Raw genomic sequence first — 18,289 nt, 5'->3', positions numbered from 1 at the left:
TTGCGAGACCCAAAAGATGTCGAATCTCTTCAAGGCGGCCCTGCTACTGGGCGGTCTGCTGTGGCAATCCATGGGATTGGCCAGCGACACGGGCTGGCTCACCAGCCCACAGAATGATCACGCCCGGGTACGGCTGCAGGCCGACCGCAGCACGGCAGATCAGACCCGCATCCTGCTCGATGTCGAGCTGGAGTCGGGCTGGAAAACCTACTGGCACAGCCCGGGAGAAGGGGGCATTGCTCCCCAGATCCTGTGGGACGAACCGGTCGGTGACTTTCAGTGGCGCTGGCCGGTGCCACGCCACTTCGAGGTAGCCGGGCTCAGCACCCAGGGTTATCAGGGGGATGTGACCTTCCCCCTAAGCCTCAACTATCCCGCCGGGCAACTGCTCAAGGGAACTCTGCGCCTCTCCACCTGCAGCAATGTCTGCATCCTGACCGACTTCCCCTTCACCCTCGCGGTGGATGGCGCCGCCCCGGTCGACTTCGACTTTGCCTGGGCGAAGGCGATGAGTACCCTGCCCCAGCAATTGCCTGCCGAAACCCGGGTCGAGCTCGGTTATCAGCACAACCAGCTGCAACTGCGCGCCGAACGGGCAGAGGGCTGGCAATCACCAGCGCTCTTTATCGACGCTCTGGAGGGTGCCGAGTTTGGCAAACCGGCGCTTGAGGTCGAAGGCAACACCCTGATCGCCCGGGTGCCGGTGAGCGATGGCTGGCAGGGGGATGCGCCGGATCTGCGTGGCCAATCCCTCGGCCTGCTGCTCACCAGTGGCGAACAGGCGTGGCAGGGCAAGGGGACGATCGGCGCGCCACTCGCACTGCCCAACCAGAGTCATTCGCTGTTCTGGCTGCTGGGAGCAGCGCTGCTCGGCGGCCTGATCCTCAATCTGATGCCCTGCGTGCTGCCGGTGCTGGCGCTCAAGCTGGGAACTGTGCTGCAACATCAGGATCGTGAACAGGGAACCGTGCGCAAACAGTTCCTCGCCGCCAGCGCCGGGATCATCGCCTCCTTCTGGGTGTTGGCGGCCATGAGCAGCCTGCTGCGCGCCACGCAAGGGGCCGTCGGCTGGGGCATCCAGTTCCAGAGCGCCGGTTTTATCGGCTTGATGGTGCTGGTCACCCTGCTGTTTTGCGCCAACCTGCTGGGGCTGTTCGAGATCCGCCTGCCCAGCGCCCTCAGCACCCGCCTCGCCACCAGCGGCGGCAACGGCCTCGGCGGTCACTTCCTGCAGGGGAGCTTCGCCACTCTGCTGGCGACACCCTGCTCGGCCCCCTTCCTCGGTACCGCGGTGGCCTTTGCGCTGGCGGCGCCACTTGGCCAGCTCTGGCTCATCTTCACGGCATTGGGAATTGGCATGAGCCTGCCCTGGCTGCTGGTGGCAGCCCTACCACGGCTCGCCCTCTGGCTGCCGAAACCGGGGCGCTGGATGAACCATCTGCGCATCCTGCTCGGCCTGATGATGCTGGGCTCCAGCCTCTGGCTCACCAGTCTGCTCGACAACCATCTCGGCCGCTATGCCACAGGCTGGCTGATGGTTGCCATGCTGCTGGCGCTGCTGAGTGGCATCATCTGGCGTTACGGCATGCGCGGCTTCACGCTGGCGATCGCCCTCGCCGCCCTGATTGGCAGCCCCCTGCTGCTGAGCGGTGCCTTTAGCGCACAGGGCTCGGCCAGCGTTGACAAGGTGGTCTGGCAGCCGCTCTCTGAACGCGCCATCACAGATGCGCTGGCCCAGAACAAACGGGTCTTTATCGATGTCACCGCCGACTGGTGCGTTACCTGCAAGGCCAACAAATACAACGTGTTGCTGCGCGATGAGGTACAACAGGCCCTCTTGGCCCCCGATGTGGTGGCCCTGCGCGGCGACTGGAGCAAACCAAGCGACACCATCGCCGCCTTCCTGCGTAAGCGGGGCTCGGCGGCCGTCCCCTTCAACCAGATTTACGGCCCGGAGTTGCCGCAGGGGGTCACGCTGTCACCCCTGCTCGACAAGGACGATCTGCTGACCACATTGCACAAGGCTGGCCTGCTTCAGGCTGGCACCACCCGATTTTAAGGAGCAACCATGAAACCGACTCTTAGCGCCCTGACCCTGCTGGCCTCCCTTTCCGCAACCCTGCTGGCTCCGGCTCTGCACGCAGCCCCCTTCACCCCGGAGCAGGAGGCCCGCATCAAGGAGCTGATCCGCGAGACTCTGATAGCCAACCCCAAGATCCTCGACGAGGCCGCCGAATCCTGGGAGAAGCAGAACGCGGCTGCCCAGGAGGCGCAGCTTGGCAACTTCATCAAGGGCAACAAGGATGTGCTGTTCAACAGCGCCACCAGCCCACGTCTGGGAGCCAAAAACCCCAAGCTGACGCTGGTGCTGTTCACCGACTACAACTGCCCCTACTGCAAGCAGTTCGATCCCCAGCTGACCAAGCTGCTCAAGGCCTATCCGGACGATCTGGGGCTGGTGATCAAGCTGCTGCCGTTCAAGGGGCAGACCTCCGCCAAGGCGGCCCAATACAGCCTGACCCTGTGGCAGCAAGATCCCGCCCGCTTCCTCACCCTGCATGACAAGCTGATGAGCAAGCAGGGGATGCTGACCGAGGCGGACATCAACAAGGCGCTGGCCGCCACCGGCAATACCGCGCTCAAACCGGCCGCCAAGGCGACCGAGGAGCTGCGCAACAGCCTGCGCATCGGCACCATCCTCGGGGTACAGGGCACTCCGGCGACCCTGATTGGCAACCAGCTGGTACCTGGCGCCATTCCTTATGAGGAGCTGGAGCAACTGGTGAAGGCCGAACTGGCCAAGCAGGGGTAAGCGATGACTACCAACCCTCAACCCCGCTGGCGCCGCTGGGGCAAGGAGGCGCTCTGGCTGCTGCTGATGGCGCTGGTCATCTCGACCCTGCTCGATCTGTGGCGCAGCCCGACCCTGCCAGAGGGGGCGATGAGCGCCCCCGTCACCCTGCAGGATGGCAGCAGCACGGATCTCGCTACCTTAAGTCAGGGCAAGCCGCTGCTGGTCTACTACTGGGCCAGCTGGTGCGGTGTCTGCCGTTTCACCACCCCGGCGGTACAGCAGCTCTGGCAAGAGGGGGAACACGTGCTGACGGTGGCGCTGCGCTCCGGCAATTCGGAGCAGTTAGCCAAGGGGATGAGCAAGAAGAGGCTCACCTTCCCGACCCACAACGACGAGTCGGGAGCGCTGGCCGCCAAGTGGCAGGTAGGGGTCACCCCGACGTTCCTCGTTATCAAGGATGGGACGCTTGTGAGCAGCACCACCGGCTGGAGCTCGAAGTGGGGCTTGCAGCTGCGGCTCTGGTGGGCATCGCTCTAGCCACGCAACAACATTGCCTTCAACAGGGCCATCCCACCGGATGGCCCTTTTTTATGCAGACATTTTTATGCCGACATCAGGCGGGGAGCTGCATCCCGCGCACCTGCTCCAGCAGGGCCGCCACCGCTGCCGAGCGCAACGCATCCGGGGCGTAGCAGAGCCCCACCCGCCGCTTGAAGGAAGAGGCTGCCAGCTCGGCGACTGTACAGCCGGGCGGACAAAGCGAACGGGGCAACCAGGCGATCCCCGCCCCGGCGGCCACCATAGTCGCCGCCAGTCGCAGCGACCCCGCCCTCCGTGGATAGAGCGGCGCCTGATTGCCGAGAATGGCGATCAGCCGCAGGTGGGAGTCGTGGCGCGGGCAGGTGACCCAGGGCTCGTTCGCCAGCGCTGCCGGGGTGAGCGTCCCCTTGCCCGCCAGCGGGTGATCCGGCGGCAGCACCAGCACGAACTCCTCCTCCAGCAGGGGGATAAAGAGCTCGTCGCCACAACGCAGGGATTCACACCCCAGCCGCACATCGCCACAACAGCCCTCCTCCAGGGTCAGCAGGATCTCCTCGTGGGCGAGCGCCCCTTGCACCAGCGCCCCCACCACGCCATCACCCAGATCAGCCTCAATTCCCACCGTCAGCTCGAGGCAGGGGGAGGTTTCACGAAACTCGCGGGCGAGGGAGTCGGTGTCGGCGATCAACCGCTTGGCGCGGGGATAGAGCCGGTGCGCCGCTTCGGTTCCCTCCACCCCGCGCGCCTGCCGCACAAACAGGGTCACCCCCAGCTCATCCTCCAGCGTCTTGATGGTGGTGGAGAGGGTGGGCTGGGTAATGAAAAGACGGGTGGCCGCCGCCGTGATGTTGCGCTCCTCGAAGACAGCCACAAACGCACGCAGGGTTCGCACATCCATAGAATTCACCTATGCCAGACAGTCATAAAAGCCATTTTTCACGGCGACACTGGGCAAATATAGTGGCTTACCTGCCACAAGGCATCCCAATTTTCTATATCAGCGTCTATCAACACTGTCAGGAGCCATCATGCGCCATCTCTCTGTCATCGGCCTTGGGGCCATGGGCTCCGCCCTCGCCACCACCCTGATCAAGGCGGGCCATCCGGTCACCGTCTGGAATCGCAGCGCCGCCAAGGCGGCCCCGCTGCAGGCGCTGGGCGCGACTCTCGCCCCCTCGGTTGGCGCGGCCATCGCCGCAAGCGATATCACCCTTGTCTGCGTCGATAACTACGCCGTCAGCCAGCAGTTGCTGGATGAGGCGAGCGATGCGGTGACGGGCAAGCTGCTGGTGCAGCTCTCCACCGGCAGTCCGCAGGGGGCCAGAGCGCTGGAGAGCTGGAGCCACGCCCGCGGCGCCCGCTATCTCGATGGCGCCATCCTCTGCTTCCCGGATCAGATCGGTACCAGTGATGCCAGCATCATCTGCTCGGGCGCCAGCGCCGCCTTTAGCGACGCCGAGCCGGTACTGCGCCTGCTCGCACCTACCCTCGACCATGTGGCCGAGGCGGTGGGCGCCGCTGCGGCGCAAGATTGTGCCGTCGCCGCCTACTTTGCTGGCGGTCTGCTGGGGGCCCTGCACGGCGCGCTCATTTGTGAGGCGGAAGGGCTGCCGGTGGCCAAGGTGTGCGCCCAGTTCAGCGAGCTCTCGCCCATTCTCGGTGGCGATGTGGCCCACCTTGGCAAGACGCTGGCGAACGGCGATTTCGATCACCCCTACGCCAGCCTGAAAACCTGGAGCGCCGCCATCAGCCGCCTCGCCGGTCACGCCACCGATGCCGGGATCGACAGCCGCTTCCCGCGCTTTGCCGCCGATCTGTTTGAGGAAGGGGTGGCGCAAGGATTTGGTCAGCAGGAGGTGTCGGCCCTCATCAAGGTGCTGCGGGCGCGCAACGGAGCGGCGCAATGAACGAGCGGACCAACCACACCCCAATTGCACTGGTCACCGGCGCCGCTGGCGGGATTGGCCGCCAGCTCTGCATCGGACTGGCCGAGGCGGGTTATCGGGTGATCGCCACCGATCTGGCCCCTCACGCTTTCGACCATCCCGAAATCCACTTTTACCCGCTCGACTTGCGCGATGAGCAGGCCATCGTGCGGCTCTTTGCCGAGGTGCGTGCGCAGCATGGCGGCATCCACTTGCTGATCAACAACGGCGCCATCAGCAAGTTCCACACCCGCTTCGAGGATCTGAGCGCAGCCCAGTTTGATCAGGTGATGACGGTCAATGTGCGCGGCGCCATGCTCTGTGCCCGCGCCTTTGTGCAGGCCAACCGCGGGTTGCCCTATGGCCGTATCATCAATATTGCCTCCACCCGCTGGCAGCAGAACGAACCGGGTTGGGATGCCTACGGCGCCTCCAAGGGGGCGCTGGTCGCTCTCACCCAGTCCCTCGCCAACTCGCTGGCAGACTACCCCGTCACGGTCAATGCCATCAGTCCGGGCTGGATCCAGGCGGAGGATTACCACACCCTGACCGAGGCAGATCATCGCCAGCACCCGAGCGGCCGGGTCGGGCGCCCCGACGACATCACCCGCGCCTGCCTCTTTCTGGCGGATCCTCGCAACGACTTTATCAACGGTGCCAATCTGGTGGTCGATGGCGGGATGAGCAAGAAGATGATCTACCACACCTCCGCCTCCTTCTGGGAGGAGTAACCCTTGCGGCGGCAGCCCGATTTGCGCTGCCGCCGCCATCTCACCCCACACTCACCCCTGACCATTTTTTCATCGCCTTCCCGTGCCCGCCCCTTGCACTGGCCAGACCGACTGGCAACAATAGACGCTCAACTGACACCTCTTCATCTCGCCCGTTAATTGATCGCCCAACTCATCGCGTTGGCGGGCTGTTTCCGTTAAAATGACGGGTTTTTGCCGTGCCTGGTTTGCCAATCCCCACCATCAGGCACTCGCAGCGTGAATCCTATGATGCCAGTGATGCAGGATCTGCCATGAACAACTACTTTCGGGTGCTGGGCGTCAAGTCCAACGCCAGCGAAAACGACATCAAGAAAGCCTATCGTCGGCTGTCAAACCAGTACCACCCCGACAAGCTGCACGGGGCCAGTGAAGAAGAGAAAGAGCAGGCAGCCATCAAGCTGCACCAGGTAAAGCAGGCCTATGAAGTGCTGTCCGATCCGAAACAGCGGGCCGCCTTTATCAAGGATTTCAACAACGTCATCGTGACCGACCCCGCCTCCGCCATGCAGGAGATGTGGGATCAGTTCTACCCCTGAAACAGCAGGCAGAAAGAGCAACTATGCAAAAGAGATGGGACCAGGCGCGGCTCAAGTCGCTGCAAAGCGATGCCAGCGAAAACATCGAATCCTACCGGGATCAGGACGACCCCAAGGGGCTGGAACAGTTCACCGACCAGATGAAGAGCCTGCTGCTGGCCGATATGAGCATGCTGGAGTTTATGCCCGAGTATCTGCCGCTGGCCCTCTATGGCCGGGTGCAGTTCCCGGCCAAGGCCAAGTCGCAGTGGAACAAGTGGCTCGCCAACGGCGAGCAGCCAAGCTGGGACGAGTTCAAGGTGAGCGTCGGCTTCAACAACGCCGCCCTGCCGCTGGTCAAGGCGGTGCGGGCCCAGAGCGAAGATCAGCTGATGGAAGCCTGCGCCGTGCTGTTCCTGCTCGATAACCCGCTGCCGCGCGGCAGCCACCGCGGCGATGACGACTATGAGCTGCGCGACGAAGAAGATGAAGACGGGGAAGATGCCGACGCCGACTACCACGGCGGCAGTGACCGCTATGGTGATGACGACGGCGATCAGGATATGTACGACGAAGTCCGTTTCTAATTGGGGCAAGGCATGAGCAACAGTCTGATAGAAATTACCGCCATCGAGATCAAAGAGCTGGCCGTTATCGAGCCGAAGCAGGCCAGCGAGAAGTTCGAGCTGATCGCCAAGACCATGTCTGACGACCAGCTGGCAGAAGTGATTGAAAACATTGATATCGTTACCCTGACCCAGATTAACGGCCAGCACGATATCTCCTTCCCCTCCATCATCTCCGAGCTGATGACCCCGGAGCGGATCCGCGACATCGTCTGCCAGCAGCCGCTCTATTGGGAAGAGGCGATCAAGAACAACGCCGACGAGCTGCAACAGCACACCTTCGACTTCCTCAACTACCTGATCCGCACCCAGGATAGCGAAGCCAAGCAGCGCGAGATCCTCGAGTGCGTGGCCGAAGACCCGGCCGGTCTCTTCTACCTCGCCATCCCCTTTATCGAGTTCTATCGCGGCGATCGCTATGAAGAGGACGAAGGCTATCGCGACGTGCTGCACGCCGAAGAGGAAGATCTCGAAGAGTCCCTGCGCTACAGCGAGCGCCAGCAGAGCGAGGATGTCCACGACTACGCGCTGGACGACCCGCGCAGCCTGTTGATGCTCATTCGCGAGCTGGCCCCCGAGGTGGAGAAAGCCATCAAGGCGCTGCTGCGCAACGAGCACTCCAGCTGGGACGGCATCATCAACAAGTTTGCCGCCGAACTGGTGATGCAGGCCAAAGAGAAGAACAAGGTCGAGGAAGACGAGTACGGCGACGTCGACGACATGTTCAGCTTTCTGGATTAAGGAGCCCATTCATGCAGTTAGTCATTCGCGATGCCAACCAGGGCCCCTTTCTGAGCCAGGTGCTGCGCTTTGGCCGCGACAACGAACTCTTGAGTCAGCAACAGCTGGCCGCCATCAAGGGCAAGGCGGTGCTGATGAGCCTCAAATTCGCCGACAAGTACTACAACAAGTACAAGATGCACCTGCTGGAGCAGGCCGCCCACGACGTCATCGGCGTGGTGAGCCTCGGCCTGCAGGAGCTCTCGGCGCGGGATCCGGCCAAGGCACTGGCGCTGCTGCAGGCGCCGGAAGGCCCCATCAAGCCGTTCCAGAAGGGCTGGTCGATGCTCATCACCGTCAGCCCCAAGCAGGCTGGCAACAGCCTCTACGGTGACGTGGATGCCCGCCTGCTGGACAAGATCTCCAGCCCGCCCGATGTGGAGGAGTGGCAAGGGTGGCAGGAGTACGAGAAGGCGCTGACCGAGCACAACAAGAGCCGCCTGATGGATCTCATCGACCAGCACTTCTTCGCCTGCGAGAGCGACCACCCCACCATGGAGGACAAACTGGCCGAAGCGCTGCTCTACCGCATCCTCTGCGGCAAGGGCAGTGGCGCCGCCCCGCTCAAGGTGAAGCAGGATCTCAAGCGCAAACTGGCGCGGGAAATTGAGCTCGACGAGGGCTGGTATGACACCGACTACCTCGCCGCCCAGCTGGCTCTGATGCTGAATGCGCTGCCCGCCGACATGGCCGCCGCCCTGCGGCAGGAGCTGAGCCCGGGCTTTGTGCCCAACCTGCTCCATACCCTCGGCTTTGTGCGCCAGTACCAGCTGCTGCAAAAAGAGAACGCCTCACCGGAGAAGCTCGACAACATCGAGATGCGCGCCGGTCTCAAGCACCCGCTGCTCGGCTGGCCGCTCTACCACGACTTCTAAGGCCGCTTTCGCCGCCCATCAGTCGCACCACAACGCCCGGCCCGCCGGGCGTTGTTCTATCCTCCCCTCACCCTCTCGACAGCAGAGAGGTAACACGCGCAAGTCACCCTGAGGCTACCCCTTCTCTTCCCGATATTTATTCACTCAAGACCCGAGGATGAATAAACAACCTGCGATACAACGGCTTGGCGCCAGCTGCGTTTCGGGACAACAAAGCGGGACACAGATCCCGCTACAGCGCCATAATCGGCACCAAATAGCCGACTGGATCACATCAGCCGTGCCGCAATCGTGTGGTAAGCCGAGCTACAACCACGACTCAATCACGCATAAAAAGGCGGAATAGATCAATAAAAAGCAATTAATCGCGCCGGATTAAATTTCAGGTATGGCTATTTGTACCGCTTGGCCGCTAAATGACAGACCGGCCTTCAGACCAGCATGGAAGCGCACAAGGCTAGCCGGCAGCAGACCGGCACGCTCTCAGGACGAGTTATGACTTTCTTCTCTCACAGGAGACAGACCGTGAGCGCTTCGAATCAACACCCCACCATTCCCCCCGGCTCCGGGGCGCTGTTCTTTATCCAGACCTTCTCAACCCTGGGGTTTGCCGTGCTCTACTCCACGCTGGTGCTCTACGCCACCAAGCGACTCGGCTTCAGTGAATCCCAGGCCAACGCCATGATGGGGGTCTTCGGGGCCTTCAACTATGGCCTGCACCTGTTTGGCGGTTATCTCGGCGGGCGCTACCTCAGCAACCGCAACCTGTTCGTGATGGGGATGGTGCTGCAGGTGATCGGCTGCTACTTCATCGCCGAGATGGGGATCACCGGCCTCTACTGGGGGCTCGCCATGTTCCTTACCGGCAGCGGCCTCAACGTCACCTGCCTCAACATGATGCTGACCCAGCGCTTCGCCCCGGATGATCACCGCCGCGAGAGCGCCTTCCTGTGGAACTACGCCGGGATGAATCTGGGCTTCTTTATCGGCTTCACGGTGGCGGGCTACTTCCAGCTCACCGAGGATTACCGCACCCTGTTCCTGTTCGCGACGCTGGGCAACATCATCGCCATCATCGCCACCTTCGCCTGCTGGCCGATTCTGGCGGATATCAGCACCCCGCTGCGCCACGTCAAAGGGAGCGGCTTCTACCGCCGCATGCTGGCAGGTATCGCCATTCTGGCCATGCTGGTGCCGGCGCTGCGCCTGCTGCTGACCCACGCCAGCTTCAGCGGCAGCTTCGTGCTGATCCTGGGGGCCGTGGTGCTGGTACTGCTCTGCGTGATGACCGCCCGCCATCCGGACGCCGCCGAGCGCAGCCGCATGGTGGCCTACCTGATCCTCGCCCTCGGCTCCCTCATCTTCTGGTCGCTCTACCAGCTGGCGCCCATGGGGCTGATGCTCTTTTCCGAGCACAACATCAACCTCAACGTGTTCGGGCTGCGGGTCGCCCCCCAGTGGATCCAGAACATCAACACCATCGTCATCGTTATCGGTGGCCCCCTGATGGCACTGCTGTTCAAGCGGCTGCGCGAACAGGGGTGGAATATCGACATCCCTTCCCAGTTTGCCGCCTCCCTGTTTTGCATGGGGCTCGGCATGCTGGTGCTGCCGCTAGGCATCCATCTGGCGGGGGCCGACGGGCTGGTCGCCTTCAAGTGGATCGCCATCAGCTATGTGCTGCAGAGCTTTGGCGAGCTGCTTATCTCCCCCATCGGCTACGCCATGATTGGCAAGCTGGCCCCCGCCAGCCTGCAAGGCTTGATGATGGGATGCTGGATGATGGTGACTGGCGTCGCCTCCGTGCTGGCGGGCTATGTGTCCAGCGCCATGCCGCAGAATATCGGCAGCACCCCGGTCGCCACCAACCCGGGTTACAGCTCGGTATTCAATATGCTGGGCTGGGGCTCGCTGGCGGGCGGCGTGGTGTTGCTACTGCTGGTGCCCCGCCTGCGCCAGCTGATCGCCTCCAAGATCACCCCGCCTCCGTCGGCCACTGCCATTCCTGTCTAATCGGGTTCGGGCCAGCCATTTCACTGGCCCCTGCCAGTGCGAACGGTTGAATCAGCAATGCGGCTGATAATGTAAAGAGCCCCGCCATCATGGATGGCGGGGCTCTTCTCTTTTGGTGGGATGGATGACTCATTTCAGGTTGCCCACCTGGCGCTCGCTGTGGCGTTTACCCTATTGTCAGCGTCCCCTCACCCTAACCCTCTCCCACGGGGAGAGGGGATCAGCGCCTGCCAACCTGTAGCCATAGCTGTCACCCTTAGCTATCACGCCATACCACTGTCACGATCAATGGCTGCGATCTCTGCTCCCTTCTCCCACTCTTTACCATAGATAAGGGGAGAAGGGTCGGGGATGAGGGGGAACAAACCATCACAACCGAAGCCACCGACAAGCCGCAGAACGTTAAATCAAGCAGGAAAGCGTAGGGTCGATTAGCGAAGCGTAATCGTTCGCACCGCAATCCCGGTGGCTATGGAGATAGAGAAGAGAGCAGCTGGCGCACCTGCAGAATTGCGGCAACCGATTTTCGCGATCGTCTGATTACGCTTCATCACTAATCAGACCTACGGCCTTTGCATTAATAAATTTTGTTCAAACTATTGCGTTCTATGGACTCAACATTAACATAGACTCTTGCTTCACCTAATGAACTATGATTAAAAAAATAAAAAGGCATAAAAAATGAATGTATTACCCTCGCCACCAACAGATAATTTATATAAATTTTCTGCTATATCAGGACTTTTGATACTGCTATTTAGTATTGCTGGACTTGTTTATTTAACATTCTTGTTATCTAATTACGAAAAAGCAACAAATCTGCACCTTCAATCAAATGACGCTGAGATTAGCATAAGAGAAATAAACTGCAGGATAGATGCAATAAAACATGGGCATATAGAGAAATGTCCATATAGGGAAATAAGAAGGGAGTCATTGGAGGATGAGCTTGATATATTGCTAGCAATAAAGAGAAGTGATGAAAGTATTATCACAGAATACAAGAGGTATAGTGAGTTATCTCAACCTTTAAAAGAAAATTTCGAGTGGATATTTAACACTAGATTTTTTTGGTTTCTGTTAATCACACCATCATTCGCAATAATACTATTCATTTTAGGTTTGTCTAGATGGTATAAAAAAGTTCAAGTACCAATGAATGAATTAACTTATCTAAATTTAAAGATAAGAACATTGGAGTTGGCTAAGTTAGAGCTTGAAGTGATACAACTAAAAAGCAAATCAAAACCAAATTTCAAATATCGCAAGAGAAGCGAAAACATACGATAAGAGTTAAATTAGTTTATAATATCCCCCCTTCAGGAGAAGGACTGAGAATGAGGGGGGGGGGATTTGAATTAGCAACCACATGACGGTAACTGACATTCTCACATACATGATTACGCTTCACTAATCAGACCTACAGTCCTAGGACTATAAGTCTGAGACAAAATTTCTATATCATTTAACATGCTTTCGTTAAAATCATCGTTTTCGACGACTAATTAAAAATTTTGGAGTGATAATATGGGAACTGGTACTCCTGATTATCCATTCGACTTGGAAGAACTAAAGCATATAGAAACTCTATTATCAAAAATACCGTTGTATAAAGAAAAAATAGCTGAGCTGCATAAAGAAATTGATGCTGTTGCAAAGAAAGCATCTACTCTATCTCCGTTATCTAACCACTACGAAATTGAAAGTCTAATCTATAAGGCATTTTACTCATCTCTTGAGAACAGACCATTCAATGATATTGACTCGCCTTATATTTCAAGACTAAAAGCAGAGATAAAATGGGATGGAGAAATTCTAAATCGAAATCTGCCTTGTGAAATTTGCGGTGAGAACAGGTCTATAGATAGATGCCATATCATTCCAAATAAGTTAGGTGGTACACAGAATGAAGAAAACATACTTGTACTATGTCCAACACATCACCGACTTTTTGATAGGTTTATGTTATCCAAATCTGAATGGATACAAATTGACTGGGATAGAAAAGCAGAATCATCAAGGATATTTGCAGAAAGTGTGACTTTAGAGGCACATAAAGTTTTTTGGAAAAAAGTTGAGCAAGGTCATCATGAAAAAATAAATTCATATGAATCAAACGAGAAGCCATTTATAAAGTATGTTGTAAAAGATATTTTAGCCCTATTTATTTCAGGGCGACTAATAAAGCAATCGAACATTTATAAAACGCTTGATGAAAATCTAAAAGAAATTATTAAAATCGCAATGCCTATTTTGATAAAACATGGGATTATTAACAAGATTAAAAATGGAAATGAGAGCTCGCTAATATTGACAAGAAAAGCTTTTGATATCGACCATATTGTTTTGGAGATATGGCAAAAGACATAAGATTATATTGTCTATTTTCCCGTTAATGACAAGGGCGCTTCCGCGCCCTTTCTATTAATTACCCTTCCTGATTTTCCCCGGCTGCCGGTTCGGCACCGGCGGCGGGTTCAATCTCGATGCGATCGACCCGCTGCAAACCGCGGGGCAGCTTGGCGCCGCGGCGGCCGCGCTCGCCGCGGTAGTAGTCAAGGTCAGATGGCTTGAGGGTCAGCTTGCGCTTGCCGGCAAACAGGGTGACCGACTGACCCTGCGGGATCACGGCGGCCATCACCACAAACTCCTCCCGCGCCTTGACGCGAGCCGACGGAATGCTGATGAGCTTGTTGCCCTTACCCTTGCCGAGCACCGGCAAGGTGTTGAGCGGGAACAGCAGCATGCGCCCTTCGTTGGAGATGGCCATGCAGAGATCGGTCTCCGGCGAGCCGATCTTCTGGGGTGCCATCACCTGGCCCCCTTCCGGCACGGTGAGCAGCGCCTTGCCGTTCTTGTTCTTGCCGATGAGATCGTCATAGGTGCAGACAAAGCCGTAACCGGCATCGCTGGCGATCAGATACGGCTCGCCCTCGTTGCCCATCACCAGATGGCGCACCTCTTCCCCAGCCCCCAGCGCAAAGCGGCCGGTGAGCGGTTCGCCCTGACTGCGGGCGGATGGCAAGGTATGGGATTCGAGGGCGTAGGTTCGGCCCAACGTGGAGAGGAACACCGCCTGCTGGTTGCTGCGGCCACAGGCGTGGGCCAGATAGCTGTCCCCCGCCTTGTAGGAGAGCCCCTCGACATCCACGTCGTGGCCCTTGGCGGCGCGCACCCACCCCTTGTCGGAGAGGATGACGGTGACCGGTTCGCTAGGCACCAGCTCTTTCTCGGTCAGCGCCACCGCGGTGGCACGCTCCACCAGCGGGGTGCGGCGATCGTCGCCGTACTTCTCGGCATCGGCCAGCAACTCTTTCTTGAGCAGGGTGTTGAGGCGACGCTCGGAGCCCAGGATCTGCTCCAGCTTGTCGCGCTCTTCGGCCAGTTCGTTCTGTTCGGCGCGCAGCTTGAACTCTTCGAGCTTGGCCAGATGGCGCAGTTTCAGCTCGAGGATCGCTTCGGCCTGGGTCTCGGTAATGTTGAAGCGCTCCACCATCACCTTGCCCGGCTCATCCTCGGTACGGATGATCTCGATCACCTCGTCGATGTTGAGGTAGGCGATCAGCAAGCCTTCGAGGATGTGCAGGCGAGCCAGCACCTTGTCGAGGCGGAATTGCAGGCGGCGACGCACGGTCTCGCGGCGGAACTGGATCCACTCGCTGAGGATGGTCTTGAGGCACTTCACCTGCGGCCGGTTGTCGAGGCCCAAGATGTTGAGGTTGACCCGGTAGTTCTTCTCCAGATCCGTGGTGGCGAACAGGTGGGCCATCAGCCCCTCCACATCCACCCGGTTGGAGCGCGGCACGATCACCAGACGGGTCGGGTTCTCGTGGTCCGATTCATCGCGCAGATCGGTGACCATCGGCAGCTTTTTCGCCACCATCTGTGCGGCAATCTGCTCCATGATCTTGGCGCCGGAGGCCTGATGAGGCAACGCGGTGATGACGATGTCGCCATCCTCCTCGCTCCAGACCGCTCGCTGCTTGATGGAGCCCTTGCCGGTCTCGTAGATTTTGCGGATATCGTCGCGCGGGGTGATGATCTCGGCGTTGGTCGGGTAGTCCGGCCCCTGAATGTGCTGCATCAATGCATCCAGCCCCGCATTGGGGTTGTCGAGCAGCTCGGCACAGGCGTAGGCCACTTCCCGCGCGTTGTGGGGCGGGATGTCGGTTGCCATGCCCACCGCGATACCGGTCACCCCGTTGAGCAGGATGTGCGGCAGGCGGGCAGGCAGCACCACCGGCTCCTTCATGGTGCCGTCGAAGTTCGGCGTCCACTCCACCGTGCCTTGGCCGAGCTCTGAGAGCAGCAGCTCAGAGAAGCGGGACAGGCGCGCCTCGGTATAACGCATGGCGGCGAAGGATTTGGGATCGTCCGGCGCACCCCAGTTACCCTGACCATCCACCAGCGGGTAGCGGTAGGAGAAGGGCTGGGCCATCAGCACCATGGCTTCATAACAGGCGATGTCGCCGTGGGGGTGGTACTTACCCAGCACGTCACCCACGGTACGGGCGGATTTCTTGTGCTTGGAGAGCGCCGACAGACCCAGCTCGCTCATGGCGTAGATAATGCGCCGCTGCACCGGTTTGAGGCCATCGCCAATATGCGGCAAGGCCCGATCCATGATGACGTACATGGAGTAGTTCAAGTAAGCCTGTTCGGTAAAGGTGCGCATTGGCTGGCGCTCTACCCCGTCCAGACTGAGCTCGATAGCATCACTCATGTGATTTTCTCTTTCGGTTCGGGAGCCGCCACAGGGCGACTCCGGCTAAATGCTTGCTGGCCCAGTGCGGGCCAGCCGACGGCTTAAATGATGGCGAGGTTGCCCTTCTCTTCCAGCCATTCGCGGCGATCGCTCGCCCGCTTCTTGGCCAGCAGCATGTCCATCAGCTGCAGGGTCTCGTCAGCCGCATCCCCTTCGCTCTCTCCTGCCGACTCCATGGTGAGTTGCACCAGACGACGGGTGTTGGGATCCATGGTGGTTTCCCGCAGCTGTTTCGGGTTCATTTCGCCCAAGCCCTTGAATCGGGTCACCATCACCTTGCCCTTCTTCTTCTCGGCTTCGACCCGCTGCAGCACGCCGTTCTTCTCGTCCTCGTCGAGGGCGTAGTAGACCTCTTTACCGATATCGATCCGGTAGAGGGGTGGCATGGCGACATAGACGTGGCCCTTCTCCACCAGCGTGCGGAAGTGCTTCACAAAGAGGGCGCAGAGCAGAGTGGCGATGTGCAGACCGTCCGAGTCCGCATCCGCGAGGATGCACACCTTGCCGTAGCGCAGGCCGCTGAGATCCTCAGAGTCAGGATCGAGCCCGATGGCGACCGAGATATCGTGCACTTCTTGCGAGGCGAGCACCTGACCAGCCTCCACCTCCCAGGTGTTCAGGATCTTGCCGCGCAGCGGCATGATGGCCTGAAACTCGCGATCCCGCGCCTGCTTGGCACTGCCGCCCGCGGAGTCACCCTCCACCAGGAACAGCTCCCCCTGCATGGGGTCGGCGCAGTTACAGTCGGTCAACTTGCCAGGCAGGGCCGGGCCCTGGGTAATCTTCTTTCGCACCACCGTCTTGGCGGCGCGCATCCGGCGCTGGGCGCTGGAGATGCAGATCTCGGCGATCTGCTCCGCCAGCTCGGTGTTGCTGTTCAGATAGAGGCTGAAGGCATCCTTCACCACGCCGGAGACGAACGCCGAGCTCTGGCGGGAGGAGAGGCGCTCCTTGGTCTGACCGGCGAACTGTGGATCCTGCATCTTGATGGAGAGGATGTAGGCGCAGCGATCCCAGATATCTTCCGGGGTCAGCTTGACCCCGCGCGGCAGCAGGTTGCGGAACTCGCAGAACTCGCGCATGGCGTCGAGCAGCCCCTGACGCAGACCGTTGACGTGAGTACCGCCCTGCGCAGTGGGTATCAGGTTCACATAGGATTCGGCGAGGCATTCTCCCCCTTCAGGCAGCCAGCAGAGTGCCCAGTCCACCGCCGACTGTTCGGAGCTAAAGGAGCCGATAAAGGGCTGCTCCGGCAGGCAGGTGAACTGCTTGACCGCGTCGACCAGATAATCCTTGAGGCCATCTTCGTAGCACCACTCCAGCTTGATGCCGGTGTTCTTGTCGAGGAACTTGATGGTGAGGCCGGGGCAGAGCACCGCCTTGGCTTTGAGCAGGTGCTCCAGCTTGGTGACCGAGAACTTGGGCGAATCAAAGTAGCTCGCCTGCGGCCAGAAGCGCACCCGGGTGCCGGTGTTGCGACGACCACAGGTGCCGGTGATGGTCAGCTCCTGCACCTTCTCGCCACGCTCGAAGGCGATGTCATAGACCTGACCGTCACGACGCACGGTCACCTCGACCCGATCGGAGAGGGCGTTCACTACCGAAATACCCACCCCGTGCAGACCGCCGGAGAACTGGTAGTTCTTGTTGGAGAATTTGCCGCCCGCGTGCAGCTTGCAGAGGATCAGCTCCACCCCGCTGACACCCTCTTCCGGGTGGATATCGACCGGCATGCCGCGGCCGTCGTCGATCACTTCGAGGGACTGGTCTTCATGCAGGATCACCTCCAGATTGCGGGCGTGACCTGCCAGCGCTTCATCGACGCTGTTGTCGATGACCTCCTGGCCGAGGTGATTGGGCCGGGTGGTGTCGGTATACATGCCGGGGCGGCGACGCACCGGCTCAAGGCCATTGAGGACCTCAATGGCATCCGCATTGTATTGAGTAGACATGGAGGGCCTTGCGAATTGACGTTTGGAGGGAATCTTAACTGCTAGGCGGGGGTAGAACAAACTCCCCGCACCGAAAGCTTGATCTGGAGAAGAACAAGCAGGGCGAGACCGCCCTTATTGACTCAAACCTGACTATAACCCGAGGAAACGGATGATCTGGGCGGGGTAGCGCTCGAACGCGACAAAGGCGTGGTTGCCGCCGCACTCCAGCGAGAGGCGGGCAAAGCGGTACTCATCCAGCGCCTTGCGATAGTCGAGCACCTCATCCCCCTGCTGTTGCAGGATCCAGAGTCGCTCCGGCGCCGCCACCGGTACCGCCAGTGCCCGCAGCTCATCCATATGTTCAGGCAGCAGTACATACTGCTCACCGGTATAGGGATTGGTCTGGGGGCCGAGGTAGTCGCAAAGGAGCTCGTGCGGGCGCACCGCCGGATTGATCAGCGCCGCGCGGCAGCCGTACTGTTCGCTCACCCGGGTCGCCATAAAGCCGCCGAGTGAGCTGCCCACGGCGCCGAGCTTGAATTCACTACCATAACGACGCAGCAGATCGGCAATGGTCTGTTCGATAGCCGCCCAAGCCGCCGCCGGCGTATTGGGCTGAGCCGGAATGATCACCTCGATGTCGGGCCGATTGGCGGCCACCCAGGCAGCCATCTGCTGCGCCTTGGCGGAGCCCGGTGAGGAGTTGAAACCGTGCAGATAAAGGAGAACCGACTTCATGGAATGCTCTC

General features: G+C 59.5%; 16 protein-coding genes. 12 read left to right on the top strand and 4 right to left on the bottom strand.

Annotated features, from left to right (window positions below; all coding sequences use genetic code 11):
- The first annotated feature begins 16 nt into the window (after nucleotides 1-16).
- Genes I6L34_RS13660 through I6L34_RS13650 form a run of 3 tightly spaced genes read left to right on the top strand, consistent with a single transcriptional unit; the run spans nucleotide 17 to nucleotide 3,331 of the window.
- Nucleotides 17-2,059 (top strand): protein-disulfide reductase DsbD, encoded by a 2,043-nt coding sequence (locus tag I6L34_RS13660; RefSeq protein ID WP_216954850.1) that lies wholly within the window; start codon nucleotides 17-19, stop codon nucleotides 2,057-2,059.
- A 9-nt stretch (nucleotides 2,060-2,068) separates the two neighbouring features.
- A complete protein-coding gene (locus I6L34_RS13655) occupies nucleotides 2,069-2,812 on the top strand; it encodes a DsbA family protein (protein WP_005354886.1) in 744 nt (247 codons plus the stop codon).
- 3 nt (nucleotides 2,813-2,815) lie between these two features.
- A complete protein-coding gene (locus tag I6L34_RS13650; RefSeq protein ID WP_216954849.1) occupies nucleotides 2,816-3,331 on the top strand; it encodes a protein disulfide oxidoreductase in 516 nt (171 codons plus the stop codon).
- A gap of 76 nt (nucleotides 3,332-3,407) precedes the next feature.
- Here I6L34_RS13650 and I6L34_RS13645 read toward each other — a convergent pair whose 3' ends face one another.
- Nucleotides 3,408-4,232 carry a LysR family transcriptional regulator gene (locus I6L34_RS13645; RefSeq protein WP_216954848.1) on the bottom strand — a complete coding sequence of 275 codons (825 nt, stop codon included), beginning with the start codon at nucleotides 4,230-4,232 and terminating at the stop codon, nucleotides 3,408-3,410.
- Nucleotides 4,233-4,362: 130 nt separating this feature from the next.
- Between I6L34_RS13645 and I6L34_RS13640 the strand changes: the two genes are divergently transcribed.
- The 9 genes from I6L34_RS13640 to I6L34_RS13600 all read left to right on the top strand — a co-directional run bounded on the left by I6L34_RS13640 (nucleotide 4,363) and on the right by I6L34_RS13600 (nucleotide 13,211).
- Nucleotides 4,363-5,241: an NAD(P)-dependent oxidoreductase gene (locus tag I6L34_RS13640; protein WP_216954847.1), complete on the top strand. Its 879-nt coding sequence runs from the start codon at nucleotides 4,363-4,365 to the stop codon at nucleotides 5,239-5,241.
- Nucleotides 5,238-5,990 (top strand): SDR family NAD(P)-dependent oxidoreductase, encoded by a 753-nt coding sequence (locus I6L34_RS13635; RefSeq protein WP_216954846.1) that lies wholly within the window; start codon nucleotides 5,238-5,240, stop codon nucleotides 5,988-5,990. The genes I6L34_RS13640 and I6L34_RS13635 overlap by 4 nt, the downstream gene beginning before the upstream one ends.
- Nucleotides 5,991-6,283: 293 nt before the next feature.
- Entirely contained in the window at nucleotides 6,284-6,568 is a 285-nt protein-coding gene (locus I6L34_RS13630; protein WP_005343121.1) for a DnaJ domain-containing protein, read from the top strand.
- A 23-nt stretch (nucleotides 6,569-6,591) separates the two neighbouring features.
- A complete protein-coding gene (locus I6L34_RS13625; protein ID WP_216954845.1) occupies nucleotides 6,592-7,134 on the top strand; it encodes a hypothetical protein in 543 nt (180 codons plus the stop codon).
- A 12-nt stretch (nucleotides 7,135-7,146) separates the two neighbouring features.
- Nucleotides 7,147-7,914 carry a hypothetical protein gene (locus I6L34_RS13620; RefSeq protein ID WP_005343119.1) on the top strand — a complete coding sequence of 256 codons (768 nt, stop codon included), beginning with the start codon at nucleotides 7,147-7,149 and terminating at the stop codon, nucleotides 7,912-7,914.
- 11 nt (nucleotides 7,915-7,925) lie between these two features.
- Nucleotides 7,926-8,828: a hypothetical protein gene (locus I6L34_RS13615; protein WP_216954844.1), complete on the top strand. Its 903-nt coding sequence runs from the start codon at nucleotides 7,926-7,928 to the stop codon at nucleotides 8,826-8,828.
- Nucleotides 8,829-9,353: 525 nt separating this feature from the next.
- Nucleotides 9,354-10,841, top strand: coding sequence for a peptide MFS transporter (locus tag I6L34_RS13610; RefSeq protein ID WP_254202863.1), 1,488 nt, complete (start codon nucleotides 9,354-9,356; stop codon nucleotides 10,839-10,841).
- 681 nt (nucleotides 10,842-11,522) lie between these two features.
- Nucleotides 11,523-12,131 (top strand): hypothetical protein, encoded by a 609-nt coding sequence (locus I6L34_RS13605; protein ID WP_216954842.1) that lies wholly within the window; start codon nucleotides 11,523-11,525, stop codon nucleotides 12,129-12,131.
- Nucleotides 12,132-12,368: 237 nt separating this feature from the next.
- Nucleotides 12,369-13,211, top strand: a complete 843-nt coding sequence (locus tag I6L34_RS13600) for an HNH endonuclease signature motif containing protein (protein WP_216954841.1) — start codon at nucleotides 12,369-12,371, stop codon at nucleotides 13,209-13,211.
- Between the two features lie 58 nt (nucleotides 13,212-13,269).
- Here the strand turns inward: I6L34_RS13600 and parC are convergent, their stop codons facing one another.
- The 3 genes from parC to I6L34_RS13585 form a co-directional block, all read right to left on the bottom strand.
- The gene (gene parC / locus I6L34_RS13595; RefSeq protein WP_216954840.1) at nucleotides 13,270-15,564 is read right to left on the bottom strand and encodes a DNA topoisomerase IV subunit A; all 2,295 of its coding nucleotides are present in this window, start codon (nucleotides 15,562-15,564) and stop codon (nucleotides 13,270-13,272) included.
- Nucleotides 15,565-15,647: 83 nt separating this feature from the next.
- Entirely contained in the window at nucleotides 15,648-17,558 is a 1,911-nt protein-coding gene (parE, locus tag I6L34_RS13590) for a DNA topoisomerase IV subunit B (RefSeq protein ID WP_216954839.1), read from the bottom strand.
- Between the two features lie 132 nt (nucleotides 17,559-17,690).
- Entirely contained in the window at nucleotides 17,691-18,278 is a 588-nt protein-coding gene (locus tag I6L34_RS13585; RefSeq protein ID WP_139440923.1) for a YqiA/YcfP family alpha/beta fold hydrolase, read from the bottom strand.
- Nucleotides 18,279-18,289: the final 11 nt, after the last annotated feature.

Source organism: Aeromonas sp. FDAARGOS 1404 (genome assembly GCF_019047085.1).
In the GTDB taxonomy this organism is placed as follows: domain Bacteria; phylum Pseudomonadota; class Gammaproteobacteria; order Enterobacterales; family Aeromonadaceae; genus Aeromonas; species Aeromonas veronii.
The sequence above is the reverse complement of the archived record's forward strand: the minus strand, read 5'-3'. Positions and strand labels throughout refer to the sequence as shown.

What these genes read in the sequence shown, in the direction of transcription:
- I6L34_RS13630 (WP_005343121.1), top strand. Translation starts at nt 6,284, where the DNA reads ATGAACAACTACTTTCGGGTGCTGGGCGTCAAGTCCAACGCCAGCGAA.
- I6L34_RS13645 (WP_216954848.1), bottom strand. Translation starts at nt 4,232, where the DNA reads ATGGATGTGCGAACCCTGCGTGCGTTTGTGGCTGTCTTCGAGGAGCGC.
- I6L34_RS13600 (WP_216954841.1), top strand. Translation starts at nt 12,369, where the DNA reads ATGGGAACTGGTACTCCTGATTATCCATTCGACTTGGAAGAACTAAAG.
- I6L34_RS13660 (WP_216954850.1), top strand. Translation starts at nt 17, where the DNA reads ATGTCGAATCTCTTCAAGGCGGCCCTGCTACTGGGCGGTCTGCTGTGG.
- I6L34_RS13625 (WP_216954845.1), top strand. Translation starts at nt 6,592, where the DNA reads ATGCAAAAGAGATGGGACCAGGCGCGGCTCAAGTCGCTGCAAAGCGAT.
- I6L34_RS13585 (WP_139440923.1), bottom strand. Translation starts at nt 18,278, where the DNA reads ATGAAGTCGGTTCTCCTTTATCTGCACGGTTTCAACTCCTCACCGGGC.
- parC (WP_216954840.1), bottom strand. Translation starts at nt 15,564, where the DNA reads ATGAGTGATGCTATCGAGCTCAGTCTGGACGGGGTAGAGCGCCAGCCA.
- I6L34_RS13615 (WP_216954844.1), top strand. Translation starts at nt 7,926, where the DNA reads ATGCAGTTAGTCATTCGCGATGCCAACCAGGGCCCCTTTCTGAGCCAG.
- I6L34_RS13655 (WP_005354886.1), top strand. Translation starts at nt 2,069, where the DNA reads ATGAAACCGACTCTTAGCGCCCTGACCCTGCTGGCCTCCCTTTCCGCA.
- I6L34_RS13605 (WP_216954842.1), top strand. Translation starts at nt 11,523, where the DNA reads ATGAATGTATTACCCTCGCCACCAACAGATAATTTATATAAATTTTCT.
- I6L34_RS13650 (WP_216954849.1), top strand. Translation starts at nt 2,816, where the DNA reads ATGACTACCAACCCTCAACCCCGCTGGCGCCGCTGGGGCAAGGAGGCG.
- I6L34_RS13635 (WP_216954846.1), top strand. Translation starts at nt 5,238, where the DNA reads ATGAACGAGCGGACCAACCACACCCCAATTGCACTGGTCACCGGCGCC.
- I6L34_RS13640 (WP_216954847.1), top strand. Translation starts at nt 4,363, where the DNA reads ATGCGCCATCTCTCTGTCATCGGCCTTGGGGCCATGGGCTCCGCCCTC.
- parE (WP_216954839.1), bottom strand. Translation starts at nt 17,558, where the DNA reads ATGTCTACTCAATACAATGCGGATGCCATTGAGGTCCTCAATGGCCTT.
- I6L34_RS13620 (WP_005343119.1), top strand. Translation starts at nt 7,147, where the DNA reads ATGAGCAACAGTCTGATAGAAATTACCGCCATCGAGATCAAAGAGCTG.